The sequence below is a fragment of the Brevibacterium sp. Z349TD_9 genome (assembly GCF_056173565.1).
In genome coordinates, this window is sequence record NZ_CM149680.1 from 2,938,934 (window position 1) to 2,964,663 (window position 25,730).

22 protein-coding genes are annotated in these 25,730 nt (G+C 70.5%); 9 read left to right on the forward strand and 13 right to left on the reverse strand.

Translation table 11 applies throughout. The annotated features are described in order from the left end of the window. Positions 1 to 47 precede the first annotated feature (47 nt). Entirely contained in the window at positions 48 to 680 is a 633-nt protein-coding gene (locus tag AC0VYB_RS13725; protein ID WP_063249334.1) for a biliverdin-producing heme oxygenase, read from the forward strand. 25 nt (positions 681 to 705) lie between these two features. Here the strand turns inward: AC0VYB_RS13725 and AC0VYB_RS13730 are convergent, their stop codons facing one another. From AC0VYB_RS13730 to glmS, 8 genes are all read right to left on the reverse strand, one after another. Next, the gene (locus tag AC0VYB_RS13730; RefSeq protein ID WP_095376441.1) at positions 706 to 1,152 is read right to left on the reverse strand and encodes a GNAT family N-acetyltransferase; all 447 of its coding nucleotides are present in this window, start codon (positions 1,150 to 1,152) and stop codon (positions 706 to 708) included. 10 nt (positions 1,153 to 1,162) lie between these two features. Continuing rightward, positions 1,163 to 1,876, reverse strand: coding sequence for a tRNA (adenosine(37)-N6)-threonylcarbamoyltransferase complex dimerization subunit type 1 TsaB (gene tsaB, locus AC0VYB_RS13735; RefSeq protein WP_095376440.1), 714 nt, complete (start codon positions 1,874 to 1,876; stop codon positions 1,163 to 1,165). Next, positions 1,873 to 2,430, reverse strand: a complete 558-nt coding sequence (tsaE, locus tag AC0VYB_RS13740) for a tRNA (adenosine(37)-N6)-threonylcarbamoyltransferase complex ATPase subunit type 1 TsaE (protein WP_095376439.1) — start codon at positions 2,428 to 2,430, stop codon at positions 1,873 to 1,875. The genes tsaB and tsaE overlap by 4 nt, the downstream gene beginning before the upstream one ends. Beyond that, on the reverse strand, positions 2,427 to 3,647 hold the full coding sequence (alr, locus tag AC0VYB_RS13745) for an alanine racemase (RefSeq protein ID WP_095376438.1): 1,221 nt from the start codon (positions 3,645 to 3,647) through the stop codon (positions 2,427 to 2,429). Before alr ends, tsaE begins: the two co-directional genes overlap by 4 nt. Beyond that, positions 3,644 to 5,212: a bifunctional ADP-dependent NAD(P)H-hydrate dehydratase/NAD(P)H-hydrate epimerase gene (locus tag AC0VYB_RS13750; RefSeq protein ID WP_095376437.1), complete on the reverse strand. Its 1,569-nt coding sequence runs from the start codon at positions 5,210 to 5,212 to the stop codon at positions 3,644 to 3,646. Before AC0VYB_RS13750 ends, alr begins: the two co-directional genes overlap by 4 nt. 69 nt (positions 5,213 to 5,281) lie before the next feature. Beyond that, positions 5,282 to 6,508 (reverse strand): M20 metallopeptidase family protein, encoded by a 1,227-nt coding sequence (locus tag AC0VYB_RS13755; RefSeq protein WP_095376436.1) that lies wholly within the window; start codon positions 6,506 to 6,508, stop codon positions 5,282 to 5,284. A 29-nt stretch (positions 6,509 to 6,537) separates the two neighbouring features. Next, entirely contained in the window at positions 6,538 to 6,960 is a 423-nt protein-coding gene (locus AC0VYB_RS13760) for a holo-ACP synthase (protein ID WP_009376107.1), read from the reverse strand. Positions 6,961 to 7,044: 84 nt separating this feature from the next. Then, on the reverse strand, positions 7,045 to 8,919 hold the full coding sequence (glmS, locus tag AC0VYB_RS13765) for a glutamine--fructose-6-phosphate transaminase (isomerizing) (RefSeq protein ID WP_095376435.1): 1,875 nt from the start codon (positions 8,917 to 8,919) through the stop codon (positions 7,045 to 7,047). A 183-nt stretch (positions 8,920 to 9,102) separates the two neighbouring features. Here glmS and coaA point away from each other — a divergent pair, with 183 nt between their 5' ends. Both coaA and AC0VYB_RS13775 read left to right on the forward strand, forming a co-directional pair. Beyond that, positions 9,103 to 10,140: a type I pantothenate kinase gene (gene coaA, locus AC0VYB_RS13770; RefSeq protein ID WP_009376109.1), complete on the forward strand. Its 1,038-nt coding sequence runs from the start codon at positions 9,103 to 9,105 to the stop codon at positions 10,138 to 10,140. A 204-nt stretch (positions 10,141 to 10,344) separates the two neighbouring features. Next, positions 10,345 to 12,207, forward strand: coding sequence for an ABC transporter ATP-binding protein (locus tag AC0VYB_RS13775; RefSeq protein WP_475384749.1), 1,863 nt, complete (start codon positions 10,345 to 10,347; stop codon positions 12,205 to 12,207). A 10-nt stretch (positions 12,208 to 12,217) separates the two neighbouring features. On the opposite strand, the gene AC0VYB_RS13780 is transcribed toward AC0VYB_RS13775, so the two are convergent. Continuing rightward, positions 12,218 to 12,910, reverse strand: a complete 693-nt coding sequence (locus tag AC0VYB_RS13780; RefSeq protein WP_095376433.1) for a phosphonatase-like hydrolase — start codon at positions 12,908 to 12,910, stop codon at positions 12,218 to 12,220. An 87-nt stretch (positions 12,911 to 12,997) separates the two neighbouring features. Beyond that, positions 12,998 to 13,750 carry a GntR family transcriptional regulator gene (locus AC0VYB_RS13785; RefSeq protein WP_176472490.1) on the reverse strand — a complete coding sequence of 251 codons (753 nt, stop codon included), beginning with the start codon at positions 13,748 to 13,750 and terminating at the stop codon, positions 12,998 to 13,000. Positions 13,751 to 13,939: 189 nt separating this feature from the next. Here AC0VYB_RS13785 and AC0VYB_RS13790 point away from each other — a divergent pair, with 189 nt between their 5' ends. The 4 genes from AC0VYB_RS13790 (at position 13,940) to phnE (ending at position 17,752) form a co-directional block, all read left to right on the forward strand. Then, the gene (locus AC0VYB_RS13790) at positions 13,940 to 15,088 is read left to right on the forward strand and encodes a TIGR03364 family FAD-dependent oxidoreductase (protein ID WP_259800906.1); all 1,149 of its coding nucleotides are present in this window, start codon (positions 13,940 to 13,942) and stop codon (positions 15,086 to 15,088) included. An 89-nt stretch (positions 15,089 to 15,177) separates the two neighbouring features. Then, on the forward strand, positions 15,178 to 16,083 hold the full coding sequence (locus AC0VYB_RS13795) for a phosphate/phosphite/phosphonate ABC transporter substrate-binding protein (RefSeq protein ID WP_259800907.1): 906 nt from the start codon (positions 15,178 to 15,180) through the stop codon (positions 16,081 to 16,083). Beyond that, positions 16,083 to 16,898: a phosphonate ABC transporter ATP-binding protein gene (locus AC0VYB_RS13800; RefSeq protein WP_009376123.1), complete on the forward strand. Its 816-nt coding sequence runs from the start codon at positions 16,083 to 16,085 to the stop codon at positions 16,896 to 16,898. Before AC0VYB_RS13795 ends, AC0VYB_RS13800 begins: the two co-directional genes overlap by 1 nt. Next, the gene (gene phnE, locus AC0VYB_RS13805; RefSeq protein WP_009376124.1) at positions 16,895 to 17,752 is read left to right on the forward strand and encodes a phosphonate ABC transporter, permease protein PhnE; all 858 of its coding nucleotides are present in this window, start codon (positions 16,895 to 16,897) and stop codon (positions 17,750 to 17,752) included. The genes AC0VYB_RS13800 and phnE overlap by 4 nt, the downstream gene beginning before the upstream one ends. 132 nt (positions 17,753 to 17,884) lie before the next feature. Here the strand turns inward: phnE and glmM are convergent, their stop codons facing one another. From glmM to rplM, 3 genes are all read right to left on the reverse strand, one after another. Then, a complete protein-coding gene (gene glmM / locus AC0VYB_RS13810; protein WP_009376126.1) occupies positions 17,885 to 19,237 on the reverse strand; it encodes a phosphoglucosamine mutase in 1,353 nt (450 codons plus the stop codon). Positions 19,238 to 19,429: 192 nt separating this feature from the next. Further along, entirely contained in the window at positions 19,430 to 19,933 is a 504-nt protein-coding gene (gene rpsI, locus AC0VYB_RS13815) for a 30S ribosomal protein S9 (protein WP_009376128.1), read from the reverse strand. A 33-nt stretch (positions 19,934 to 19,966) separates the two neighbouring features. Continuing rightward, a complete protein-coding gene (gene rplM, locus AC0VYB_RS13820) occupies positions 19,967 to 20,410 on the reverse strand; it encodes a 50S ribosomal protein L13 (protein WP_009376130.1) in 444 nt (147 codons plus the stop codon). Between the two features lie 271 nt (positions 20,411 to 20,681). Between rplM and AC0VYB_RS13825 the strand changes: the two genes are divergently transcribed. Together AC0VYB_RS13825 and AC0VYB_RS13830 are read left to right on the forward strand one after the other, a co-directional pair. Then, positions 20,682 to 23,261, forward strand: a complete 2,580-nt coding sequence (locus tag AC0VYB_RS13825; RefSeq protein WP_223289932.1) for an alkaline phosphatase family protein — start codon at positions 20,682 to 20,684, stop codon at positions 23,259 to 23,261. Continuing rightward, positions 23,258 to 25,678, forward strand: coding sequence for a hypothetical protein (locus tag AC0VYB_RS13830; protein WP_063249354.1), 2,421 nt, complete (start codon positions 23,258 to 23,260; stop codon positions 25,676 to 25,678). The genes AC0VYB_RS13825 and AC0VYB_RS13830 overlap by 4 nt, the downstream gene beginning before the upstream one ends. Positions 25,679 to 25,730: the final 52 nt, after the last annotated feature.

Below are 25,730 nucleotides of genomic sequence, written 5' to 3' on the forward strand. Positions count from 1 at the left end.
ACTCGCGGCGATAGAATCGGTGCACCGGGCCACAGTGAGGAGCCGCCATGTCCGAGACGCAGTTCTCCGCGCAGCTGCGGGAGGCCACCGCCGTCATCCACGACGATGTCGAGCACACCGACTTCATGGTCGATCTCATGGAGGGCAGGCTCGACGCCGAGGCGTATGCGACCCTGCTCACGCAGTACGAGGTCATCTACGCAGCCCTCGAGGATCGGGCCCGCATGTTCGCCGACGATCCCGTCTTCGCGCCCTTCCACGATCCCCGGCTGGAGAGGCACGAACGCATCGTCTCCGATCTCACGGCGCTGGGGTCGGGCGACATCGCCGTCACCGAGGCGGCCCTCGACTATGCGAGCCGGCTCGCGGCGATCGAGACCCCGGAGGCGATGATCGCCCACCATTACACGCGCTACCTGGGCGATCTCTCCGGCGGGCAGGCGATCGGCACGCTCATGGGCAGGCACTACGGGATCGGCGATGACGCCCTGACGATGTGGGACTTCTCGGACCTCGGGAAGACGAAGCCGTACAAGGACGCCTACCGGGCCCGACTCGACGAGGTCGCCGCCACCGGCGGTGACGAACAGGCGGTGACCGCCGAGACGCTCGATGCCTTCGCGCTCAACGGGACGCTGCTCGCCGAACTCACGGCCGCCCGCGAGCAGTCCGTCGCCTGAGGTGCCTCACCCGGGCTGAGCCTGGTCAGCGCACTTTGCGGCGCATGAGGACGGCATCGGCGCCGGGATAGTAGTCCGGCCGTCTCCCCCACTCCTCGAAGCCGAGGGACCGGTAGAGGCCGAGCGCAGGCGCATTGCCGTCGGCGACCTCGAGGTGGATGAGGCCCGCTCCTGCCTCGTCCGCCCAGTCGATGCCCGCGAGCAGCAGTGTGCGCCCCACTCCCCGGCCGCGGGCCGCCTCGGTGGTCGCGATCGTCATGACATCGGCCTCCGAGCCGACGGCGGACATGACGACCCATCCGGCGAGGTCACCCGTACCCTCGTCCCGGGCGACGAACATCGCCGTGCCCGGCTGGGCGGCGACGGCCCAGTAGTACGGGAGGGTCCATGCGGTGGCCCCGAAGATGCGCGCATCGGCCGCGGCGACCTCGCTCAGCTCCCACCACGGCAGTTCGCGCACGCTCACGGTCATCGCAGTGCCCCTACTTGAGCAGGGTCTGTCGGACGGGGGTCGCGGCGGCGTCGGGTTCGCGCAGGTACTCGGGGACCGGGTCGCCGAGTTCGCCGCCCGAACCGAGCACCCGGGCCGCGGCGAACGCGAGGTGCTCGGCCTTCGGGTCGACGATGTCGCTGTCCGTGGACTCGCCGATCGCCTCAGGGTAGAGGGCGAACCCGCGCCCGAACCGCTGCCCCACGGCCTCGGGGTCGATGTCGTGGGCGGCGAGTTCGGTCGCGAGCTCCGCGGGCTTCGCGACGAGCGGGCCTGAGAGCATCGTCTCCGCCGCTGCGTCCCACACACTCGCGTAGACCTCCTTGCGGCGGGCGTCGCCGGCGATGAGGACGAGCCCGGTGTCAGCACCGGGACGAGCGTCCCCGCGGGCGGCACGGGAGCGGCGGACCTCCTCGGCGATGGCCGTCTGGGAGAGGATCCCGCGCACGGGGATGTCGCGGGCCAGGCCGACGGCGATGCCCGCCGCGATGCCCACCCGCAGTCCCGTGAACGGTCCCGGGCCGGTGCCGGTGACGACGAGCTCGGGGACCTCCGGCCGCTCGAGGACGCGGGCGAGTGCGGGACCGATGAACTCGACGTGGTGGCGCTGGTCAGCCGCCTGTTCGGCGGCGAGGACCGCTCCGGTGGTCGTGTCGACGAGGGCGACCGAGGCCGCCTGCGAGGTGTCGATTCCGAGAATGATCATCCGTCGACCTCCGCATCGGGTCCGAGGCCCGTCCTCACCGCCGCCGTGAGCGCGCCGAGGCGGCCCTCCCAGTCCTGTCCGTGTCCGGTGATCTCGACGACGCGCTCCTCGTCGACGAGATACTCGTCGTCGGCGGGGTCCTCGTCGTCGAGGTCGGAGACGTCGTCTCCTCCGCCGTGGGTGATCGTCACCGACAGGTAGTCCTGGCTCAGCTGTTCGGCGAGTCCCTCGCCCCATTCGACGACGGTGATCGAGTCCTCGAGTTCGGAGTCGAGGTCGAGGTCGGAAAGCTCCTCGGCGGCGCCGAGACGGTAGGCGTCGACGTGGACGAGAGTCGGACCGCCGTGGCGTGAGGGGTGTTCGCGGGCGATGACGAAGGTCGGTGAGGTGATGCGGCCGCGCACCCCGAGCCCCCGGCCCAGTGCCTGTGTGAACGTCGTCTTCCCCGCACCGAGGTTGCCGGTGAGGATGAGAAGGTCACCGGCGCTCAGGTGGGCGGCGACCACCTCGGCGAGGGTGCGCATCTCATCGAGGCTGCGGATCCGGATCCTCATCGGGCCTCCGTGCTCGTCGGGTCGGCGGGCGCCCTGTCGCCGGGGTCGGCAGGGTCGGCGTCGATGAGGACCCGGTCGACGCGGGCGCTCAAGCGGGTGACGATCTCGTAGTTGATCGTCTCCGCCCAGTCCCCCCATTCGGCGGCGGACGGGCCGCCGGGACCGAAGAGGACGACCTCGTCGCCGATGGCGACCTCCGCGTCGCCGACGTCGACGATGAACTGGTCCATCGCGATGCGTCCGACGATGGGAAACCGCTGTCCGCGGATGCTCACCTCGGCGCGGTTCGACGCCGACCGGGGCACCCCGTCGCCGTATCCGCCGGGTACGAGCGCGAACCGGGTGTCCGCCTCGGCGGTGTACGTCAGTCCGTACGAGGCGCCGTGCCCGGCGGGGATGTGCTTGAGGTTGACGACCTCGGAGACGAGCCGCATGACGGGGGTGAGACCGAGGTCGCCCGGTTCGGCGTCGGCGAGCGGGGAGAGGCCGTAGAGGGCGAGTCCGACCCTGGCCGAGGTGCCCGGCACGGGCCTGAGCGTGAGTGCGGCCGGGGAGTTCGCGATGTGGACGTCGAGGTCGGAGGCCTCACCGAGGCGGCCGCCGGCTGACTCGAGGAGCGCGGTGAGCTCCCGACGGGCTGAGTCGAAGACCTCCTGCTGCTGCGCGGTCTCGGGGCGCTCGGGTTCGTCGGCGACGGCGAAGTGGCTCATGATCCCGGAGACGACGAACGGGGGCGCGTCCTCCTCGGCGCATGCCCGAAGCGTGGTGAGGACGGCGGGAATGTCCTCGGGTGCGAGCCCGTTGCGCCCGAGCCCGCTGTCGATCTTGAAGTGGACGCGCGCCCGGATGCCCGTGGCTCGCGCGGCCGCGGCGACCCGATCGAGGGCACCGGGGGTCGAGACGCCGAGGGCGATGTCCGCACGCAGGGCCGCCTCGAGGTCGCTGCCGGGACCGTAGAGCCAGGCCATGATCTCGGCGTCGGCGCCGAGGAGGTCGCGCAGGGCGAGGGCCTCGGGCACGGTGGCGACGCAGAACTCGCGGAGACCTGCGGCGTGGAGGGTCGGGGCGACGAGGTCGACGCCGTGCCCGTAGGCGTCGGCCTTGACGACGCACTTGAGTCGGGCGGGGCTGACCGCCTCGGTGAGGGCGGCGGCGTTGGCCCGCAGCGCGGACGCGTCGATCTCAGCCCTGACGAGGGACATGTCGCGTGAGGTCACTGGACAAGGATACCGTCCGCGGCCCGGCCCGAGTGGACGAGGGCGGACGTCACCTGCCCGACGGCGGTGACGAGCTGTTCGGCGTTGATCGACAGGGACCCGGCGGCGTTGTGGAGGAGCACGCCGAGCCCCGCGGTGTGCGCGACCACGCGATCGGGCATCGGGCCGTCCTCGCCTCCGGTCCGCCGTTTCGCCTGCGCGGCGGCGAGCAGGGTGCCGATGATCCCGGTGAGCACGTCGCCGGAACCGGCGGTCGCGAGGCTCGCCGGGCCCGGAGCGGGCAGGACCGCGAAGCCGTCGGGGCACGCGATGACCGTCTGAGACCCCTTGAGGAGGACGATGTGCCCGGTGTCCGCGGCTGCGCGCCTGGCCCAGAGCAGCGGGTCGGCCGCGACCCGGCCTGCGGTGATGATCTCGCCGAGGAGGCGGCTGAGGAGGCGGGAGAGCTCACCGGCGTGCGGGGTGAGGACGACGGGTCGCCCGTGGAGCCGCCCCGCCGCTCCCGGCACCGGGGCCGCCTCGGCATGGCCGACCATCTCGATCGCTCCCGCGTCGAGGACGACGGGGACCGCGGTGCCGCCGATCGCTGCGAGCCCGGCCTCGATCGCCCCGGTCTCGGGGTCGCCGGAGCCGACGACGAGGGCATCGAGGCGGCCGGGACCGAGGACCACCTCGGCGTGGCGGTCGAGCACCCGCTCTCCGACATCGTGGGCGCCGAGGAAGCGGACCATGCCCGGGGCTGTGCCCACGGCGGCGCCGGTGGTGAGGACGCCGGCACCCGGGTACTCGCGCGAGCCGGCGACGACCCCGATCACCCCGCGGGAGTACTTGTGGGACTCCGGGCCGGGGCGCGGGAACTCGGTGTCGAGGTCGGCGGAGTCGAGGAGTTCGGCGACGGCGGCCTCGGCGGAGAGCCCGAGACCGATGTCGACGACGTGGACCGGCCCGGTGAACCTGGCTGAGCGGGGGTCGATGAGCTCGGCCTTGAGCCCACCGAAGGTGAGCGTCGCATCAGCGTGGATCCGGGACTCGGGGCCCGCCGAGGCGGGATCGAGGTCCGAGGGCATGTCGACGGCGATGACGGTGCCCCCGTACTCGGACTCCCGCCAGTCGCGGATGAGGCGGGCGACGTGCGGGGGCAGCCCACGTCGACCGCCTGTGCCGAGGATGCCGTCGAGCACGAGGTCTGAGCGGGTGAGTTCGGTGAGCGCGGCGGTCCGTTGGGCCGCGTCCTGCCCGCTGTCGAGGTCGATGACGTCGGCGCCGGCGCGCACCGCCGCGGCGAGCCCGTCGCCGTGGGTGGTGCCGAAGAGGACGATGACGCCGACACGGGCCCCCAGGCGGGCCAGCGCCGCAGCGGCGAAGAGGGCGTCACCGGCGTTGTTGCCGGGGCCGGCGAGCACGCAGACCCGGGACCCCGTGACGAGTCCGCGCCGAGCACGGAGGACCTCACTGCAGAAGCGGGCCAGCGCCGCGGCGGCACGGGCCATGAGGGGTGCGCCCGCCTCGAGCAGAGGCACCTCGGCGTCGCGCACGGTCCGGCTGGGGTACGCGTAGGTCGGCATCGGATGCTCCTTCCTGCCTGGTCAGTGCTGCCTGGTCAGTGCTGCGTGGTCAGTGCTGATGGTCGGGGCTCACTCCCGGGCGAGCCGGTCGAGTCGCCGGGCGGCGAGGTGGGCGAGGAAGAGCGCCTGATCGGCGAGGCCCTCGTCGCTGTGCCTGGCCCGAGGCGAATGGTTGGCCTCCCGCTCCTCGACGGGCAGGGTGGGCAGCGCCGCCCCGAAGTGGCCGTAGGCGCCGGGCACCTCGGCGAGCACCCGGGAGAAGTCCTCGGAGCCGGGCAGAGGATCGGGCCGCGACCAGGTCCGGTCGGCGCCGAAGAGATCGGCGAAGGTCTCGAGGAAGAAGTCCGCCTCGGCGTCGTCGTTGATCGTCGGCGGCAGGATCCGCTCGTAGGCGACCTCGGCCTCGAGTCCGTGGGCGGCGACGAGCCCGCTGACGAGGTGGGGAAGCTCCGCCTCGGCGCGGGTGGTGACGGTCTCGGAGAACGAGCGGACGCTGACGACGAGGGTCGCGAAGTCGGGGATGACGTTGGGGGCGGTGCCGCCGTTGAACTGGCCGACGGTGACGACGAGGGGATCGAAGATGTCGAAGCGGCGGGTGACGTACTCCTGGAGCTGACCGACGAGCATCGCCCCCACGGAGATCGGGTCGCGGCCGGTCGCCGGCCGGGACGCGTGGGTCCCCTTCCCGTGGACGGTGATCGTCATCTTCGCAAACGCCGCCATGTACGATCCGCGTCTGCTCGACCCGAGGCCGAGGTCCTGATCCGCGGAGACATGGATCCCATAGGCGGCCTTGACCCGGGGACCCGCGGCGTCGAGGACGCCCTCGTCGAGCATCCGGCCGGCCCCGTCGAAGCCCTCCTCACCGGGCTGGAACATGAACACGACGTCGCCGGGCAGCTCTGCGCGTCGGTCGTGGAGGAGACGCAGCGCCCCGACGAGGCCCGCGGTGTGGAGGTCGTGGCCGCACGCGTGCATGTTCCCGTTCACTGCGGCGAAGTCGAAGCCCGTCGCCTCGGGCACAGGCAGGGCGTCCATGTCCCCGCGCAGGAGCACGGCGGGCACGACGCCCGTCGAATCCTCGGTCCGCCTGCCGCCGCGGAGGACGACGGTGAGCGAGGAGAGCGCGGAACCGTCGGTGATCTCGACGTCGAGGTCGGCGATCGCCTCGCGGACGAGGGCCTGGCTCTCGGGCAGGTCGAGGCCGACCTCCGGGGCGGCATGGAGGGCGCGACGCAGGGTGACGAGGTCGGGGGCGAGAGCGGCCGCCTCGGCGGGAGTGGGGAGGGAAGCCATGGGGAGAGTCTATGCCCGCATGCAGGCGGTCAGCCGAAGTGGCGGGACTCCCATTCGACGTCGGGGCTGAGCGAGGGCCCGTCGCCCTCGGCGATGACGAAGGTCATCGTCACATTCGCATCATGGGTGATGGAGAGGTGGAGGTTGGTGCCGCCGATCGCGCGGAAGTGCTCGAGGACGAGCCCGCGGAGACGGAACGACGGGGCGCCCGAGCGGGCGGGGACCACCTCGGCGGACTGCCAGGGCAGCCACCCGGGGAACCCGATCGCCTTCTTCAGGGCCTCCTTCGCGGAGAACCGGGCGGCCAGGGACGCGTCCGTGCGGCGCTTGCCGTTGCGTTTGAGCTGTTCAGCGGGGGTGAGCAGCCGGTCGAGGAGTTCGGGCACGCGCTCGATGTGCTCGGCGAAGCGCGGGACGTCGGCGATGTCGGTGCCGATGCCGAGAATGGCCATGGGGCCTCCTCTTCAGGCTGCTGTGCCGCGGATGCGTTGCGGTCCGCGGTCCCGGCGGGGTGCCGGAACCGCGGACCGGAGGGTTCACTCGACGGTGACGGACTTCGCGAGGTTGCGGGGCTGGTCGACGTCGAGGCCCTTGGCCGTCGCGAGCTCCATCGCGAAGATCTGCAGCGGGACCGTGGTGAGCAGCGGCGCGAGCAGCGTCGAGGTCTCGGGGACGTAGATGACCTCGGAGGCGAACTCGCGCACGTCCTCGTCTCCCTCCTCGGCGATGACGACGGTGTTCGCACCGCGCGCCCGGACCTCCTGGATGTTCGAGATCACCTTGGCGTGGAGCGAATCGCGTCCGCGCTTCGAGGGCACGACGATGATGACGAGCTGGCCGTCGTCGATGAGCGCGATCGGACCGTGCTTGAGCTCGCCCGCGGCGAAGCCCTCGGCGTGGATGTAGGCGAGCTCCTTGAGCTTGAGTGCACCCTCCATCGCGACCGGGTAGCCGACGTGACGGCCGAGGAAGAGCACCGAGCCGACGTCCTCGTTGCGACGGGCGAGCTCGAGCACCTGGTCCTTGCCCTCGTCGAGGATCCGCTGGATCTTCTCCGGGATCGTCTGGAGGTCCTTGAGGATGAGCGCGATCTCGTCGCGGAACTTGTTCCCGCGCAGCTGCGCGAGATAGAGGCCGAGCAGGTAGCAGGCGACGACCTGGGAGAGGAACGCCTTCGTCGAGGCCACGGCGATCTCCGGTCCCGCGTGCGTGTAGAGCACGGCATCGGATTCGCGCGGGATCGTCGAGCCGAAGGTGTTGCAGATCGCGATGACCTTCGCGCCCTGCTGGCGGGCGTGGCGCACGGCCATGATCGTGTCCATCGTCTCCCCCGACTGGGAGATCGCGACGATGAGGGTCTTCTCGTTGACGACGGGGTCCCGGTACCGGAACTCGTGGGCGAGTTCGACCTCGACGGGGATGCGGCACCAGTGTTCGATCGCATACTTCGCGACCTGACCGGCGTAGGCGGCGGTGCCGCACGCGATGACGACGATCTTGTCGATGGTCTTGAGCACCGACTCGTCGATGTTCATCTCGTCGAGCGAGAGCTTGCCCTCGGTGTCGAAGCGGCCGAGCAGGGTGTCGCCGACGGCCTGCGGCTGATCGTGGATCTCCTTGTCCATGAACGAGGAGAAGCCGCCCTTCTCAGCCGAGGCGGTGTCCCAGTCGACTTCGAACTGCTCACCGGGGACGACCTTGCCGGCGAGGTCGGTGATGACGACCGAGTCCGGGGTGATGGTGACGACTTCGTCCTGGCCGATCTCGACGGCGGTGCGCGTGTAGTCGATGAACGCGGCGACGTCGGAGCCGAGGAAGTTCTCCCCCTCGCCGAGGCCGATGACCAGCGGCGAGTTGCGGCGCGCGGCGACGACGGTGCCGGGCAGGTCCGCGTGGACGGCGAGCAGGGTGAACGCGCCTTCGAGCTGCTGGGCGGTCACGCGCATCGCATCGGTGAGGTCGCCGCATTCGCGGTAGTTCTTCGCCAGCTGCGCGGCCGCCACCTCGGTGTCGGTCTCCGAGGTGAACTCGAAGCCGTCGGCGACCAGCGGTGCCTTGAGCTGCGCGAAGTTCTCGATGATGCCGTTGTGGATGAGCGCGAGGCGTCCGCCGTCGGCGACGTGGGGGTGGGCGTTGACATCGGTGGGACCGCCGTGGGTCGCCCACCGGGTGTGACCGATGCCCGTCTGCGCGAGCGGAAGCGCATTCGCCTCGAGGTCATCGGTGAGATTGGAGAGCTTGCCCGCCTTCTTGGCGGTGGCGAGTTCGCCGTCAGGGGTGACGAGAGCGACTCCAGCGGAGTCGTACCCGCGGTATTCGAGCCGCTTGAGGCCGGCGAGCACAACGTCGAGCGCAGTATGGTCGACATCGGTGACCGGCGCACTGGAGACATATCCTACGATTCCACACATGAGAGGAATTTTACTGGGCCGAGTCAACCCCGCCTCCCACCGGGTACCCAGGCCGTCCGCCGAGGTGACCGGGGGCACTGCCGGCCTGTGACGGCGGCCGCATCGCCGGGGTGACGCCGGCCGCATCGCCGGGGTGCCACGGCGGTGCGGGAGGCGCCCATGACGCATGACACAATTGTCCCCATGCCTCATGTCGATCCGCAGCTTGACCGTGCGCGCCGCCTTGCCGGACTCAACACCGCGAGGAAGCTCGACGACCAGCCGAGCTCCCCGTTCTGGGAGTTCGACCGCGAGGTGTGGGGCACGCTTGCGCAGTCGACTCCGCTGCCGCTGACCCAGCGCGACATCGAGCGGCTGCGCGGCCTCGGCGATCGCATCGATCTCGACGAGGTGGCGCAGGTCTACCTGCCGCTGTCCCGCCTGCTCAACCTCTACGTCTCCGCCCGGCAGGGCAAGCACCAGATGACGCGGGAGTTCTTCTCCCCCCTTCACGAGCTCGGCCTCGAACCGCAGGACGCCAAGCGCACGCCCTTCGTCATCGGCGTCGCCGGCTCCGTCGCGGTGGGCAAGTCGACGACGGCCCGTGTCCTGCGCGAACTCCTCGCCCGCTGGCCCGACACCCCTCGCGTCGAGCTCATCACCACCGATGGGTTCCTCTACCCCAACGCCGAACTCGAACGCCGGCACCTGAACGGCCGCAAGGGCTTTCCCGAGTCCTATGACCGCCGCCGCCTGCTCCGCTTCCTCTCTGCCGTGAAGTCCGGGGCCCCGGAGGTCCGGGCACCCGTGTACTCCCACCACACGTACGACATCGTCCCCGGCGCCGAGGTGGTCGTCCGCTCCCCCGACGTCCTCATCGTCGAAGGGCTCAACGTCCTCCAGCCGGCCCGACCCCGCAGTGACGGGACCGTGGGGCTGTCGACGAGTGACTACTTCGACTTCTCCGTCTACGTCGACGCCCGCTCCCGCGACATCCGCGAGTGGTACGTCTCGCGCTTCCTCAAACTCAAGCACGGCGCCTTCCAGGACCCCGACTCGTACTTCCACCGCTACTCGAAGCTCAGCGACGACGAGGCGGTGACGCTCGCCACGGAGATCTGGGACTCGATCAACTTCCCCAACCTGCGGGAGAACGTCCTGCCCAGCCGCGGTCGCGCCGACCTCGTCCTCCACAAATCCGCCGACCACACGATCCGCAAGGTCCAGCTGCGCAAGCTCTGATCCGCGGCTGGTCGGCGGGCGTCGCGGATTCGCTGTCGTCGGTCGGGCGCCGCGCACTCCCGGAGTTCGGTCCGGGCGGGCGGAAATAGAATCGGCCCACGCACAGTTGCACTGAGTGCACAGTTTGTCATCCCCAAGGAGGCGATGCGCCTTCGTCCGGGTGTGTGCACTCCCACTCGGGCGAGAAGCAGGAGAGAGGCGACGATGAGTCTGCAGTCGGCACACAGGGTGATGTACACCTCGGTGAAGAGTCAGCGCACCCCGCAGACGACGATCCAGAAGGGCACCTACCCGCGGATCGCCGGATTCGCGAAGCGGCACAAGAGGAAGCTCGCCGTCTTCCTCACCCTCTCCGTCGGCTCCGCCGTGATCGGTGTACTCAACCCCGTCCTCGCCGGTGACGTCGTCAACGCGATCACCGGCGGCGGTCCCGTCGCCACTGTCGTGTGTCTCGCCGTGGCCATCGGCGCCCTCGCGATCGCCGACGCCGCGCTCTCGATCACGAACCGGTACCTGTCCGCGCAGATCGGCGAAGGCCTCATCTTCGATCTGCGCACCGCCGTGTTCGACCACGTCCAGTCGATGCCGATCGCCTTCTTCAGCCGCACCCGCACCGGTGCGCTCGTCTCGCGGCTCAACACCGACGTCATCGGCGCGCAGCGGGCGTTCTCGAACACGCTCTCGGGCATCGTGTCCAACCTCGTCTCGCTCATCCTCACCGTCGCCGTCATGGTGACGATCTCCTGGCAGGTCACGGCCCTGTCGATCCTCCTCCTGCCGCTCTTCATCATCCCCACGAGGATGCTCAGCGGGAAGCTCGCCGCCCTCCAGTTCCAGGCAGCGGAGAACAGCGCCGACATGTCGACGCGGATGACCGAGCGCTTCTCCGCCGGCGGCGCCACGCTCATCAAGCTCTTCGGCAACCCCGCCGCGGAGAACCGCGAGTTCGCCGACCGCGCCGGTCAGGTCCGCGACATCGGGGTCAAGGTCGCGATGCTCCAGTCGACGTTCGTCGCCTCCCTCACCCTCGTCTCAGCCCTCGCGCTGGCACTCGTCTACGGCATCGGCGGCGCCCAGGCGGTCCTCGGTCATCTCAATGCCGGTCAGGTCGTCACCCTCGCCCTCCTCCTCACCCGCCTGTACACGCCGCTGACGATGCTCGCGAACGCCCGCCTCGACATCATGAGCGCCGTCGTCAGCTTCCAGCGGGTCTTCGAGATCCTCGACCTCGTTCCGTTCATCAAGGCGCCGAAGGACCCCAAGGAGCTGCCTGAGGGCGGCCTCGACGTCGCATTCGACCATGTCAGCTTCGCCTACCCGAGTGCCGAACAGGTCAGTCTCGCGAGCCTCGAGGACGTCTCGGTGCTCGACGCCCGCGGCGGTCAGGAGGTCCTCCACGATCTCCGCTTCACGATCCCCGCCGGTCACACGGTCGCCCTCGTCGGCTCCTCGGGGGCCGGCAAGTCGACGATCGCCTCACTGCTGCCGCGCCTCTACGATGTCACCGAGGGCAGCATCACGATCGGCGGTGTCGATGTCCGCGAACTCTCCGCGGAGACGCTGCGCAAGACGGTCGGCGTCGTCACCCAGGACGGGCACGTCTTCCACGAGTCGATCCGGTCGAACCTCCTGCTCGCGAAGCCCGATGCGACGGAGACCGAACTCGACGACGCCCTCGACCGGGCGCAGCTCCACGACGTCATCGCGGCCCTGCCCGACGGGCTCGACACCGTCGTCGGCGAGCGCGGCTACCGGCTCTCCGGCGGTGAGCGCCAGCGGCTGACGATCGCCCGGATGCTCCTCGCGGCCCCGGAGATCGTCGTCCTCGACGAGGCCACCTCGGCGCTCGACTCGACGAACGAGGCGGCCGTGCAGCAGGCGCTCGCGCACGCGATGTCGGGGCGCACCGCGCTCGTCATCGCGCACCGGCTCTCGACGATCCGGCAGGCCGACACGATCCTCGTCGTCGAGGCCGGGCGCATCGTCGAGTCCGGCTCGCATGCCGAGCTCATCGCCCGCGGCGGCCGCTACGCCGAGCTCTACGCGACGCAGTTCTCCGACAGCTGAGGAGCGGAGCTCAGGCGCGGAGGCCGAGGAAGGCCGGGATCTCGGCCACCGAGGGCAGCGACTGCGCGCCGTCGAAGGCGGAGAAGTCCGCGGCGGTGAGCGCTCCGGTCTCGACGCCGAGGACGATCCCGGCCCCCGAGGCGGCGCCGGCTTCGACGTCGACGGCGGTGTCACCGGCGACGAGCACGGTGCGGACGTCCTTCGTCCCGGTCCGCTCCATCGCCCGCTGGATCATGTACGGGTAGGGACGGCCGGCGGCCACCTCGTCGGAGCAGACGACGGCGTCGAGGTTCCCGTCCTCCCCCGTCGCCCACCCGAGGCCCTCGAGGAGGGGGCCGGCGACGTCGGTCGAGAACCCGGTCGTCAGCGCCACCTTGACCCCGTTCCGGCGGAGTTCGGCGAGCGCCTCGGTGACGCCGGGCAGCGGTTCGGGCGGGGTGGCGGCGTAGAACTCGTGCAGCAGCGCGCGGAAGCGGTCGAAGCACTGAGCGACCGTGCCCTCGTCCGCGGCATGCCCGCCGAGGCGGAGGAGATTGCGGATCGCCTCGACCTTGTCGGTGCCCATCCAGGTCTGGAGGTTCTCCTCGGTCACCTCGGTGCCGGTCTCCTCGACGCTTTGGCGCAGCGCCCGGTAGACGTCTCCGTGCTCGTCGAGCGTGGTGCCTGCCATGTCGAAGACGGCGAGGTCGATGGTCGTGGTCATTGGGGGTTCTCCTTCGCAGAGGTGGATGCGGGCGGCAGTGTCGCCGCCCGGCGTGGCGCGCGTGTCATGGGTCGGCTGGGACCGAGGTCAGTCCTCGGGGATGAGACGGATGACGTTGCCGCCCGAGGCGGCGGTGTTGTTGATCGTGAACGTCACCTTGCCGGGCAGGTACCGGTCATCGGAGTACTCGACAGGGACGCCGGCACCGGTCGAGGTGATCCGGAGTTCGCGCAGCAGCGGCGTGCAGTCGGGTACCTCGAGCAGTTCGGCGTCGAGGCCCGCAGCGGTCACGGCGTCGAAGGTGTGGCGGGCGGCGACGAGTTCGACGCCGTTGCCCTTGAGGTGGGCGAAGATCGATCCGCTGTCGGTGTCGAAGTCGAAGAGGTGACGTCCGGCCTCGAGGGTGAAGGCCGTGCGCTCGACCATCACCGGCACGTCGTCGAGGAGGCGCAGGCGGATGATCTCGACGACGGTCTCCCCGACCGGCACGGACAGTGCCGCGGCCACCTCTTCGTTCGCGGCGCGGCGGGCGAGTTCGACGGTGCGCTGTCCCGGACGCCGATGCGTCGACTGCGCCCACTCGGAGAAGGAGAGGAAGCTCGTCATCGACTGCGTCGGCACGGAGCCGACGACGTGGGCGACCGCTCCCTGACTGCCGGCGATGATGCCCTCGGCCCGCAGTGCCGCGAGCGCCTGGCGCACCGGACCGCGGGAGACGGAGAACTCACGGCAGAGTTCGGCCTCGCTCGGCAGCGGCGCCCCGATGGGAAGCCTGCCATCGGTGATCCGCGCCCGCAGCTCGTCACCGATGACCCTGTGCAGGGCCGCCCGCGGCTCCATAGGTGAACGTGAACTTGTCATCATAGGTTCGACGATAACCTACCGGCCCCGGCTTTCGGGCCTCCGTGATTGAACGCGGGATGAACAGACACCCCGCGCGAACGCTCGCAGATGAACGGATCGCCAGCTTATATATACATGCCCCGAATCCGCTTGTCTCAGGCGTCCCGGACACGGCAGTCTCGAGGCATGAACCATTCTGACATCATCGTCGTCGGGGCCGGCATCATCGGCCTCGCCCATGCCCGGGCCGCCGCTCGCCGGGGCCTGAGCGTGACGATCCTCGAGGCCGACACGGTGCCGCGCGGTGCGTCCGTGCGCAACTTCGGCCACGCCTGCATCACCGGGCAGACCGGTGAGTTCGCCGAACTCGCCGCCGCCGGCCGCCACCAGTGGATCGAAGCGGCGAAGGAGGCCGACTTCTGGGCCGCACCGACCGGCGCCTTTGTCGTCGCCACCTCACAGGCGCAGATGGCGATCCTCGAACAGGCCCGTGCTGAGAAGGGTGCGGCCGCGATCGACCTCCTCACGCCCGAACGCCTCGGGGCCGCGGTCACCGGCGACCCCCACGCCCGCCTGCGCGGCGCTGTGGGCGGGGCGCACCTGACCGCCGACCTCCGTGTCGACCCCCGCACCGCGGCCCCCCGGCTTGCGCAGTCACTGAGCTCCGCCTCGGCGATCGACCTGCGCACCGGCGTCCGGGTGGGCCGGGCCGCCGACGGACGGGTCGAGACCTCGGTGGGCACGTTCACCGCCGACCACGTCATCGTGTGCACCGGCCACCAGCTTCCCGCGCTCTTCCCCGAGCTCGCCGCCGAGGCCGAACTCGTCGAGTGCGCGCTGTCGATGACCTTGGCCGCGACCCCGGAGCACATCCGCACGGATGCTGCGATCCTCACGCGCACCTCGCTGCTGCGCTACGACGCGTTCGCCTCGATGCCCGCCGCCGAGGCGGTCCGCGACGAGGTCGCCCGCAGCGCCCCCGAGCTCATCGCCGTCGGCGCCAACGTCATGTTCGGTCCCCGCCCCGACGGGACGATCATCATCGGCGACTCCCACGAGTACGGTCGCAGCGTCGACCCGTTCATCCCGGAGTCGACGACCGACGTCCTCCTCGCCGAGGCGGCCTGCGTCCTCGACCAGCCCACCGGGTTCGCCATCCGCCAGCGGTGGCAGGGCGTCTACGCCTCGAGCCCGACCCGACCGCTCCTCGTCGAGACCGTCGACGAGCGCACGACCGTGGCCACCGTGGCCACCGGGATCGGGATGACGATCGCCTTCGGCCTCGCCGAGCGCACGCTCGCCGCCCTGCGACCCTCACTCCGCCCCGCCGCCTGAGCCGTCCGGGCGATCGCCCGGGCCCCACCAGAACCGTTCCACCCCGTCCTATCGCACGATCACCATCACTCCATCACAGAAGGATCATCATGAAGCGCGTCCACATCGCCCTCGCCTCCGCCGCCGTCCTCCTCGCCCCCGTCGTCCTCGCCGGCTGCTCGCCGGCAGCCAGTGCCGAGTCGGCGACCTGTCCGAACGGGCAGATCACCTTCGGCATCGAACCGTTCGAGGACCCGAAGAAGCTCGAACCCGCCTACAAGACGGTCGCCGAGTCGCTGTCGAAGACCCTCGAGTGCCCCGTCGAGGTCCAGGTCCTCGAGGACTACTCCGCCGAGGTGCTCGCGATGCAGAACGGCAAGCTCGACATCGGCCAGTTCGGCCCCCTCGGCTACGTCTTCGCCTCCGAGCGCGCCGGTGCCGAACCGCTCGCCTCCTTCGGCACCGCCGAGGGCGAGCTGAGCTCGTACACCGGTGGCATCTGGGTGCCCAAGGAGTCCGACATCACAACCCTCGAGGACCTGCGCGGGAAGGACCTTGCGCTTGGCAGCGTCGGTTCGACCTCGGGTGACGCGCTGCCCCGCTACGCCCTCGCCCAGGCCGGCATCGCCGAATCCGAGCTCAACCTCAACTACGCCGGCGGCCACCCCGAGGCCCTGCTCGCGCTGACGAACAAGACCGTCGACGCCGCCCAGATCAACTCCCAGACGATGGGCACCGCGATCAAGGAGGGCACCTTCAAGAAGGAGGACTTCCGCCAGATCTGGGAGTCCGACCCCATCCCGAACGACCCGATCACCGTCGCCGAGTCCGCTGACCCCGAGTTCAAGAAGGCCGTCAAGGACGCCCTCCTCAACCTCCCGGCCAAGGACATCGAAGAGGTCGCCGGCTACCTCGGCGTCGAACCGGCCGGTCAGCTCATCGAGGTCGACAAGTCGACGTACCAGCCGCTCTTCGACCTCGCGAAGACGATGAACCTGACCGAAGAGGACGTCTGATGACGCTGCGGACCACTCCCGCCGAGGCGGCCGCCGGGTCCCCGGCGACGCCGGGGTCGGCGGCGACCGGAGGCACCGGCGGTGCCGGTGCCTCCCCGCTCCTGCGGGTCTCCGGCCTCGCCGTCGCCTACGGTCCGACCACCGTGCTCGACGACGTCAGCTTCGACGTCGCCCCCGGTGAGCTGCTCGCGTTCCTCGGAGCCAACGGATCCGGCAAGTCGACGACCCTGCGCGCCGTCGCCGGCCTCACCCCGCACCAGGGTGGTGAGATCGAGATCGGCGGCGAGCACGGACGCCCGGCGATGGTGTTCCAGAAGATCCACCTCGTCGCCCGCCGCTCCGTGCTCGACAACGTCTGCGCGGGCGCCCTCGCCCGGATGCCCGTCGCCGCCTCGCTCCACCCGTGGTTCTACCCGGCGGAGATCCGCCGGGAGGCGATGGTCGCCCTCGACCGGGTGGGACTCGCCGACAAGGCCCCGCTGCGGGCCGGCACGCTCTCGGGCGGTCAGCAGCAGCGCGTGGCGATCGCCCGCGCCCTGTGCCAGGGCGCGGAGGTCCTCCTCGCCGACGAACCCGTCGCCGCGCTCGACCCCGAGGCGGCCCGCACGGTCATGGGACTGCTGCGCGACCTCGCCCACGACGAGGGACTCGCGGTCGCAGCAGTCCTTCACCAGCCGGACCTCGCCCGTGAGTTCGCCGACACGATCATCGGTCTGCGCTCCGGCGGGATCGTCCTGCGCGGGCGCGCCGACGAGGTGCCGGCCGAGGAGATCACCGGCCTCTACACCCCCGTGACGAATTCGGAGAGCAAGTGAAGACGATTCCCGACACGCGCGGCACCACCCTGCGCACCGTACCGCTGGGCCAGACCCCGACCGCCCTGCAGCCGCCGATCCGCCGCTTCGGCGGCTGGCAGCTGGCGACGGCGATCGTCGTCATCGTCGTCCTCCACGTCGTCGCCCTGCGGGAGACGGACTTCTCGCTCGTCACCCTCGTCGACGGACGGCAGGGGATGGCGAACTTCCTCTCCGAGGCGTTCCCGCCGAACCTCGACTGGACGGACACGGTGTGGCCGGGCATCCAGGCGACCGGGATCACGCTGTGGATCGGCCTGCTCGGCACGACCCTGTCGATCCCCACCTCGGCGCTGCTCGCCGTGCTCGGTTCGCGCACGACCTCACCGCACCCGGTCGTCTACCAGGTCGCCCGCGCGATCATGTCCTTCCTCCGCGCGGTTCCCGACATCGTCTTCGCCCTCGTCTTCGTCACCGCGGTCGGCCTCGGGCCCTTCCCCGGTGTGCTCGCGCTCATCTTCCACAACACGGGGGTCATGGGCAAGCTGTGGTCGGAGGCGATCGAGGAGATCGATCCGGGTCCCTCCGAGGCGCTGGCGACTGCCGGGGCGAAGCGCTCGCAGATCGTCGCCAACGCGACGTTCCCGCAGGTCGTCCCCCAGCTCTTCGGCCTGCTCCTCTACCGCTTCGACGTCAATGTGCGGTCCTCGCTCGTCCTCGGCCTCGTCGGGGCCGGCGGCATCGGACTGCTCATCAACCAGTCGATCAAGTCCTTCCAGTTCGACTCGATGCTCACCTACATCCTCATCGTGCTCGTGCTCATCATCGCCGTCGACCTCTTCTCGGCGGGAGTGCGCAAGAAGCTCGCGCTCTGAGCTGAGCGACCGCTGAGGCCGGCAACGAGATGCCGAAGGCCCGGGACGATTCCTCGTCCCGGGCCTTCGTGGTGCCGTGCGTCCCCGCCGAGGCGGGATTCCGCTCCCCCGCCGAGGCGGTGCTCGGGAGGGTCAGAGCGCGAGGTGCTCCTTGACGACGGCGGCGAGGCGCTCGGCCTGGCGGCGGGAGATCTCCTCGGTCTCGGCTTCGACCATGACGCGGATGAGCGGTTCCGTGCCCGAGGCGCGCAGGAGCACGCGGCCGGTGCCGTCGAGTTCGGATTCGACGGCGGCGACCTCCGCGGCGACCTCCGGGATGTCGACCCGGTGCTTGTCGACGCCCTTGACGTTGACGAGCGACTGCGGCAGCTGCGGGATCTCCGCTGCGAGGTCCGCGAGCGTGCGTTTGGCATCGGCCATCCGCTTCATGAGGTGCAGAGCCGTCTGCACGCCGTCGCCGGTCGTGCCGTGGTCGAGCATGAGGAGATGCCCGGACTGCTCTCCGCCGAGGGAGTAGCCGTCGGCGAGCATCTTCTCGAGCACGTACCGGTCGCCGACGGCCGTCTGCACGGTCCGGATGTCGTAGCGGTCCATCGCCAGGCGCAGACCGAGGTTCGACATCACCGTGGTCACGAGCGTGTTCCCCTTGAGCTCGCCGAGCTCCTTGAGCCCGATCGCGAGGATGCCCATGAGCTGGTCGCCGTTGACGACGCGTCCGAGCGAGTCCACGGCCAGGCACCGGTCGGCGTCTCCGTCGAAGGCGACGCCGAGGTCGGACTGGGTCTCGACGACGAGGCGCTGGAGCGGTTCGAGGTGCGTCGAGCCGACGCCGTCGTTGATGTTGAGTCCGTCGGGTTCGGCGGCGGAGACGATGACCTCGGCACCGGCCTGGCGCAGAGCCGCGGGACCGACGATCGAGGCGGCACCGTGGGCGCAGTCGACGACGACCTTGAGACCCGAGAGCGGGCGCACCCCGTCGGGGGCGATCGAACGCACGAGCTTCTCCGTGTACTCGTCGGCGGCGGCCGGGTAGCGGGAGATCCGTCCCACCTCGGCGCCGGTGGGACGCTCCCAGTCCTCGTCGAGGATCGCGAGGATCTCGTCCTCGACGGCGTCGTCGAGCTTCGTGCCGCCGGCGGCGAAGAACTTGATGCCGTTGTCGGGCATCGGGTTGTGGGAGGCGGAGATGACGACGCCGAACGCGGCGCCGGTGTCCCGGACGACGCTGGCGATGCCGGGCGTCGGGAGCATTCCGGCGTCGAGGACGTCGACTCCGGCAGAGGCGATTCCCGCGCTCGTCGAGGCGGAGAGGAACTCACCGGAGACGCGGGTGTCGCGACCGACGACGGCGAACGGACGCTTCTCGCCGCTCCACGTCCGGGTGAGCACACGGGAGGCGGCGACGGAGAGCTGGAGCGCCAGCTTCGCCGTGATGTCCCGATTGGCGAGGCCGCGCACCCCGTCGGTTCCGAAGAGTCGTGCCATGGGCAGGTCCTTTCTCACAGTTCTGTTCGATCGTAGTGCATGGTCATCGGCGCACCGCGGAGGTCGGTGATCCGGCTGGGCGGGCCCGCGGGCCGTGAATGCACGAAGTGCGGCCCCGAACGGGTTCGGGGCCGCACTTGCGACAACCGGTCGCGCATCAGTGGCAGACCATGCGCGGTCGGTCGAGCCGGATCAGCGCTTCGAGAACTGCGGCGCCTTGCGGGCCTTCTTGAGACCGGCCTTCTTGCGTTCCTTGACGCGGGCGTCGCGGCGCAGGAAGCCTGCCTTCTTGAGTTCGGGGCGGTTCGACTCGGCGTCGATCTGGTTGAGCGAACGGGCGATGCCCAGACGGACGGCACCGGCCTGTCCGGAGGGTCCGCCGCCCGAGATCCGCACGACGACGTCGAAGCGGCCTTCGAGGTCGAGCAGGCGGAAGGGCTCGTTGACGAGCTGCTGGTGGAGCTTGTTCGGGAAGTACTCTTCGAGAGTGCGTCCGTTGATCGTCCACTCGCCCGAGCCGGGGATGAGGCGGACGCGGGCGATCGCCTGCTTGCGGCGGCCCACTCCGTTGCCGGGGGCGGTGAGGGACTGTCCGCGTCCACCGGCGGTCTGGTCGCCCAGGCCGGCGTCTGCGGGGGTCTCGGAGGTGTATTCGGTCAGTTCTTCGACTTCGGTCGCGTTGGCGGTGTCAGCCACGGTTCTCCTCGGTTGGTCTGGGGCCGGCGGCGCTTACTGCGCGACCTGGCTGAGTTCGTACGGCTGCGGGTTCTGCGAGGCGTGCGGGTGCTCGGCACCGGCGTAGACCTTGAGTTTCCGCATCTGGGCACGTCCGAGACGAGTCTTCGGGACCATACCGGCGACAGCCTTCTCGACTGCGCGCTCGGGGTTGGAGGCGAGCAGCTCGGCGTAGTTGACGCTCTTGAGGCCGCCCGGGTAGCCCGAGTGGTGGTAAGCGCGCTTCTGCTCGAGCTTCGCGCCGGTCAGCGCGACCTTGTCGGCGTTGATGATGATGACGAAGTCACCGGAGTCGATGTGCGGTGCAAAGGTGGTCTTGTGCTTGCCGCGCAGCAGGCGGGCAACCTGGGTGGCAAGACGACCGAGCACGACGTCAGTGGCGTCGATGACGTGCCACTGGCGCTCGACTTCGCCGGGCTTGGGGGTGTACGTACGCAAAAGTAGCCTTCTTTTCGTATCTGTGTTGCTGGGGCCAGCGGCCTGCGGACTCATCGGGTCGTGAGGCTGATTCGTCCGCGCGCTGATTGTCTTCGATCGGGTACGTCCGTCAGCTGCTTCCCCACCTACGGGCCTGCAACGCAAGAGGCTATGCAAGGGAGCACGACGAGCGCACACAACGACAATCAAATATACATGCCCGCGCGCCCGCTGAGCAAACGTCCAGCCCGATGCCAGCGGGGTGAGATGCGCTACCCGATACCATTGACCTGTGCCGCCTGACTCCTTCCTGCCCATTCGCCTTCCCGCCGCCCGAATCCTCGTGCTGGGAATGGTCGTCGGGCTCCTGGCACTCGTCGGAGCTCTTCCGGCGACCCCTGCCTGGTCGTCGACGACGCCGGAGCAGGGCACCGAGGAGTCGTCGCAGCCGAGCCCTCCGGCGGCCGGGGCCGACGATGCCGCGACCGCCGGGAATCCGACGGTCGTCTTCGGAATACCGGGTCTGACCATCGGCGACATCGACCCGGAGCGCACCCCCAACCTCTTCGAGCTCGCCTCAGGCGGGGCGATCGCCAACCTCAACGTCCGCACGATCGGCTCGGCCACATGCCCGGCCTCCGGATGGCTGTCGCTCGGTGCCGGTGCCCGCGCCGTGGCGGGGCCGGAGCACGAACCCGACCTCGACAACCCCGCGCGCTGCCCCTCCCTCATCGCGCCGACGTCGGCCGCAGGTGCCACCGCCGAGGCCGAGGGAGCCGACCCGTCCGCGGCCGGTGGTGACGAAGATCTCGCCGAGGCGGCCCGCATCCCCGACTTCGCCTCCGTCCGGGAGCCGAACGAGGGCACCGGGTACACCGTCGACTACGGCATGCTCGCCCGCCTCGTGCGCGAGGCCCCGGCAGCGCCGAGCGGCCTCGACGCGTGCGCGGCCGCCCAGGGTCCGGGTGCCGCGTACGCCGTCGCCGACGAGGGCGGAGCGGTGCGGAACTACACCGACGATGCGATCGGCGCGGGATGCCGTCTCTCGCTCATCGACCTCGGGTCGATCGGCTCACGGTCCTGGCTCTACGACCCGATCCCCAACTACTCCTACACCGTGCCCGTCGACTACGACCGGCGCACCGCCGTCGCCGAGGCCGACCGTCGCCTCGGCGCCGCCCTCGGCGAACTCCGGGAGCAGTCCGAGGGAGAGCCGACCGTCATCGTCGCAGGCCTCGGCGACAGTTCGGGATCGCCGAGGCTGCGGGCATTCATCGGCTCGGGACCGGGGTTCGCCGCCGGGACCGTGTCCTCGGCCTCGACGCGCAGCCCGGCACTCCTCCAGCTCACCGATCTCGCGCCGGGCATCCTCGAACACCTCGGCATCGATTCGCCAAGCGGGATCACCTTCGACGTCTCAGCGTCCTCGGCGTCGACGGAGGACAGGCTCCTCGACCTCGAGACCGAGGCGACGAAGGCCGAGACCGTCTACGAGAACCTCTCGACGTTCTCCCTCACCCTCGACATCGCGTTCTACGTCCTCGTCGTCCTCTGCGGTCTCCTCCTCTCCACGGCCGTCGCCCGGGCCTGGGTGCCGGGTCTGGCGCGGGTGCCGGGGCTGCGGCGGGTGCCTGGCCTGCGCCAGTCGCCAGGGGCCAGCGGCTTCGAGCGCGTGCAGGCCGGTGCCGAGAGCCTGTCGGTCCACCGGCTGCTCGGATGGATCGGCTTCGTCCTCGCGACCGTGCCGATGGGCGCCTTCCTCGCCGGGCTCCTCCCGTGGGCCCGCTTCCCCGAGCCCGACCTCGGACTCGGGGTCTCGGTGGTCATCGGCTCCGCAGCGATGCTCGTCATCGCCCTCCTTCCGCCGTGGGGACGGACCTGGCGCGGTCGGGTCGGGGCGCTGACGTCCGTGACCCTCCTCGTCATCGCCGTCGACCTCGCGACAGGCTCCCGACTGCAGGCGAACTCGCTGCTCGGCTACAACCCGATCGTCGGCGGCCGGTTCTACGGCCTCGGCAACCAGGGCGCGGCGATCTTCATCGTCAGCCTCTTCATCCTCCTCGGTCTCGTCGTCTCGCGCCTGCGCGCTGCCGGCCGGACGCGCGCAGTCGTCCTCGTCCCCGCCGTCGTGGGACTCCTCGCGGTCTTCGTCTCCGGGAACCCGTCCTGGGGGGCGAAGTTCGGCGGCACCATCGCCACCCTGGCCGGACTGCTCGTCCTCCTCGCGCTCGTCAGCCGGATCCGCCTCTCGCTCTTCCGCCTCGGACTCATCGGCCTCGCCTCGCTCGGCGTCCTCCTCGGCATCGCGTTCCTCGACTGGCTGCGACCGGCAGGCAGCCGTTCGCACTTCGGGAACTTCTTCGATCAGCTCGTCACCGGCGAAGCCCTCCAGGTCGTCGGCCGCAAGCTCGGCGCCAACCTCCACATCATCCAGATCAACCCCGCGCTCGCGATCGTCACCCCGCTCGCGATCATCGCGATCCTGTTCTTCCTCCGCTACCTCCTCCACTTCCCCCGCTTCCGCGGGCGGACCCGCACCGCTGCGGTGCTCGACCACTGGCAGGGGCGCCTTCCCGCCCTCTTCACCGACGAGGACGTCCACTCGGGATTCCTCGCCGCGGTCACCGGTCTCGCCGTCGGGCTCGTCCTCACCGACTCCGGCATCGCCGTGCCCTCGACCGGGGCGATGGTCCTCCTTCCCTATCTCCTCGCTCTCTGCGCCGACCGTGGCCTCAGCGGTGCCGGCCCGGACCTCGCCGAGAACGGTCCGGACCGCCGCGCCTCCGCCGGCCGGGTCGGATCCGCTGGCCGAACTGCGGACCGTGGCACCAGTGTGACCCCCGGCACTGACACGAACGGGTCGGTGCGATGACCGTGCTGCCGCGCTCCTGGTTCGTCCGGGTCCTCTTCGGCCTCCTCGCCGCCGCCGTGCTCGTCGTCGGCCTCCCCCAGGCCGGTCAGGCGGCCGACGCCCCGACACCATCCGCGGGCCGGTCGGCATCCGCGACCCCGCCTGCGGGCTCCTCGCCGCCGGTCGACTCCTCGCCGCCGACCGACTCCGGAGCGACCTCGACGAGCACCGGCGACCGTGGAGCGATCCTCATCGGCACCTCCGGCTTCGAGTTCGAGGACCTCGACCCGCAGACGACGCCGAACCTCTGGGCGATGATGCAGTCCGCGCAGATCGGGACGATGACCCCGCGCAGCGTCCGCTCGGTCAGCTGCCCCGTCGACGGCTGGCTCGCGGTCGGCTCGGGCAGGCGCGCCGCCGACGAACCTCGTCCCCAGTGCCGGGTGCCGCAGCCGCCGCTCGACGGTTGGGTCGCCGACTGGGACGTCTACGCGCAGGTCGCTCGGGGCGACAACTACGATGCCGCGCTCGGCGGGCTCGCCGAGGCGGTGCCGTCGATCTCTGCGTTCGGTCCCGGTGCCGCGATCGCCGCCGCCGACCCCACCGGCCGCATCGAGGCGTGGTCCCCGATCGGCGACGACATCGGTCCGCGGGCCGCCGCCGCCTCCGAGGCCGGGGAGCTGACGATCGTCGACCTCGGCAACTCCGCCGCCGACGGCTATTCGCTGCGTGACCTCGACCGTCGGGTCGGAGCGGTCCTCTCAGCGACCGGGTGGATGACGGCCGACGCCGCCGACGGCATCGGCGAAGGCACCTCCCCGGTCATCTTCGCCTCGATCGCCGACGGCACCCACGACGGTTCGTCGATGCAGGCGACGATGATGCTCCAGCCCGGTGAGAAGCCGGGACTGCTCACCTCGTCCTCGACCAGGCAGCCGGGTCTCGTCCAGGTTCCCGACATCGCGCCGACGCTCGTCCAGCTCTCCGGCGGGGAGCCGATGGGCAACGTCGCCGGTGCTCCGATGAGCTCGACCCCCGGCGGGTCGTGGGAGTCGCGCTACCAGTCGGTGCTCGACCGGCAGGTCGCGGTGAAGACGCAGAACGAGATCTCGACGTGGTTCTTCCCCGTCGTCGCCACCCTCATGGTCGTCCTCCTCGTCCTCGCGTGGTTCCTCCGCCGGCGGCACGCGGAACTCGTCCGCTCCGGGGCGTATCGGCTCGGCATCGTCTTCGCGGCGATGCCCGTCTCGACGTACCTCGTCAACACGGTGCCGTGGGAACGGGCGACGAACCCCGACATCGCGATGCTCGGCGCCCTCGTCGGATGGGCACTCGTCCTCGGGGCCCTCGCCCTCCTCGGACCGTGGAGCAGACACCGTCTCGGTCCGGTCCTCTTCGTCTGCGTCGTCACCGTGACCGTCCTCGGCTACGACGTCGTCACCGGTTCGCAGCTGCAGATGTCGACGCTGCTCGGCGAACCGCTGCTCATCGCCTCCCGCTTCTACGGGATCGGCAACTCCGCGCTCGCACTCTACTGCTGCGCCCTGCTGCTCGCCGTCGCGGGCTTCGCCTCAATGACGAAACGGCCGATGGCGCGCCTGTCGATCGTCCTCATCCCCGTGCTCGTCTCGTGCGCACTGCTCGCCGCCCCCGGCCTCGGGACGAAGTTCGGGTCCGTGCCCACGCTCATCATCGGCGTCGCCTACCTCGCCCTCGCCTCGGCGGGGATCCGCTTCTCGCTCAAACGGCTCGGCCTCACCGTCGGCATCGCCGGGTTCGTCATGCTCCTCGTCCTCTTCCTCGACTGGCTGCGACCGGCGAACCAGCGCACCCACTTCGGCCGCTTCTTCGACTCCCTCATCAGCGGTGAGGCGCTCGGCGTGCTCGCGCGCAAGATCGACATGAACATCGACATCCTCACCCAGTCGTGGATGACGGTCATCCTTCCGCTCGTCATCATCGCCGTCTTCTGGGCCGCGCTCATGCCGCAGCGGTTCGGCCTGCGCGGGCTCGTCGACGCCTACGCCCGGATCCCGCTGCTGCGGGCCGGGATGATCAGCCTCGCGATCCTCCTCGGCGTGGGCACGATCATCAACGACTCCGGCATCGTCGTCCCCGCCGTCGGCATCCTCTTCCTCGTGCCCGTCCTCGCCCATCTCGAGACGTTCCGCACCCCGTCCTCCCCCGCCGAGGCGACCGCCGCCACCCGTCTCACCTCCCCCGCGGGTCCGCCCCCGGCCGATGCCGAGGATGCGGCCGGTGCCACGGCTGCGGCCGATGCCGAGAATCCGTCCGGTGCCGAGAGTGCCCCGGATTCCGGGCCCGCGGCCTCACGATCGACCACCGCAGACCGGACCGCCCGTGACGGTGTGTCCCCGACCGACCCGCGCCGGCTCAGCGACCGGTCACACGAGCGCCGAGGCGGCGCACCCTCCTGAGGACCCGAGGACACTCCGGTCCCGGGACCGGACACGCGGACGGGCCGGGGAG

What these genes read in the sequence shown, in the direction of transcription:
- AC0VYB_RS13725 (WP_063249334.1), top strand. Translation starts at nt 48, where the DNA reads ATGTCCGAGACGCAGTTCTCCGCGCAGCTGCGGGAGGCCACCGCCGTC.
- AC0VYB_RS13730 (WP_095376441.1), bottom strand. Translation starts at nt 1,152, where the DNA reads ATGACCGTGAGCGTGCGCGAACTGCCGTGGTGGGAGCTGAGCGAGGTC.
- tsaB (WP_095376440.1), bottom strand. Translation starts at nt 1,876, where the DNA reads ATGATCATTCTCGGAATCGACACCTCGCAGGCGGCCTCGGTCGCCCTC.
- tsaE (WP_095376439.1), bottom strand. Translation starts at nt 2,430, where the DNA reads ATGAGGATCCGGATCCGCAGCCTCGATGAGATGCGCACCCTCGCCGAG.
- AC0VYB_RS13750 (WP_095376437.1), bottom strand. Translation starts at nt 5,212, where the DNA reads ATGCCGACCTACGCGTACCCCAGCCGGACCGTGCGCGACGCCGAGGTG.
- AC0VYB_RS13755 (WP_095376436.1), bottom strand. Translation starts at nt 6,508, where the DNA reads ATGGCTTCCCTCCCCACTCCCGCCGAGGCGGCCGCTCTCGCCCCCGAC.
- AC0VYB_RS13760 (WP_009376107.1), bottom strand. Translation starts at nt 6,960, where the DNA reads ATGGCCATTCTCGGCATCGGCACCGACATCGCCGACGTCCCGCGCTTC.
- glmS (WP_095376435.1), bottom strand. Translation starts at nt 8,919, where the DNA reads ATGTGTGGAATCGTAGGATATGTCTCCAGTGCGCCGGTCACCGATGTC.
- coaA (WP_009376109.1), top strand. Translation starts at nt 9,103, where the DNA reads ATGCCTCATGTCGATCCGCAGCTTGACCGTGCGCGCCGCCTTGCCGGA.
- AC0VYB_RS13775 (WP_475384749.1), top strand. Translation starts at nt 10,345, where the DNA reads ATGAGTCTGCAGTCGGCACACAGGGTGATGTACACCTCGGTGAAGAGT.
- AC0VYB_RS13780 (WP_095376433.1), bottom strand. Translation starts at nt 12,910, where the DNA reads ATGACCACGACCATCGACCTCGCCGTCTTCGACATGGCAGGCACCACG.
- AC0VYB_RS13785 (WP_176472490.1), bottom strand. Translation starts at nt 13,750, where the DNA reads ATGGAGCCGCGGGCGGCCCTGCACAGGGTCATCGGTGACGAGCTGCGG.
- AC0VYB_RS13790 (WP_259800906.1), top strand. Translation starts at nt 13,940, where the DNA reads ATGAACCATTCTGACATCATCGTCGTCGGGGCCGGCATCATCGGCCTC.
- AC0VYB_RS13795 (WP_259800907.1), top strand. Translation starts at nt 15,178, where the DNA reads ATGAAGCGCGTCCACATCGCCCTCGCCTCCGCCGCCGTCCTCCTCGCC.
- AC0VYB_RS13800 (WP_009376123.1), top strand. Translation starts at nt 16,083, where the DNA reads ATGACGCTGCGGACCACTCCCGCCGAGGCGGCCGCCGGGTCCCCGGCG.
- glmM (WP_009376126.1), bottom strand. Translation starts at nt 19,237, where the DNA reads ATGGCACGACTCTTCGGAACCGACGGGGTGCGCGGCCTCGCCAATCGG.
- AC0VYB_RS13830 (WP_063249354.1), top strand. Translation starts at nt 23,258, where the DNA reads ATGACCGTGCTGCCGCGCTCCTGGTTCGTCCGGGTCCTCTTCGGCCTC.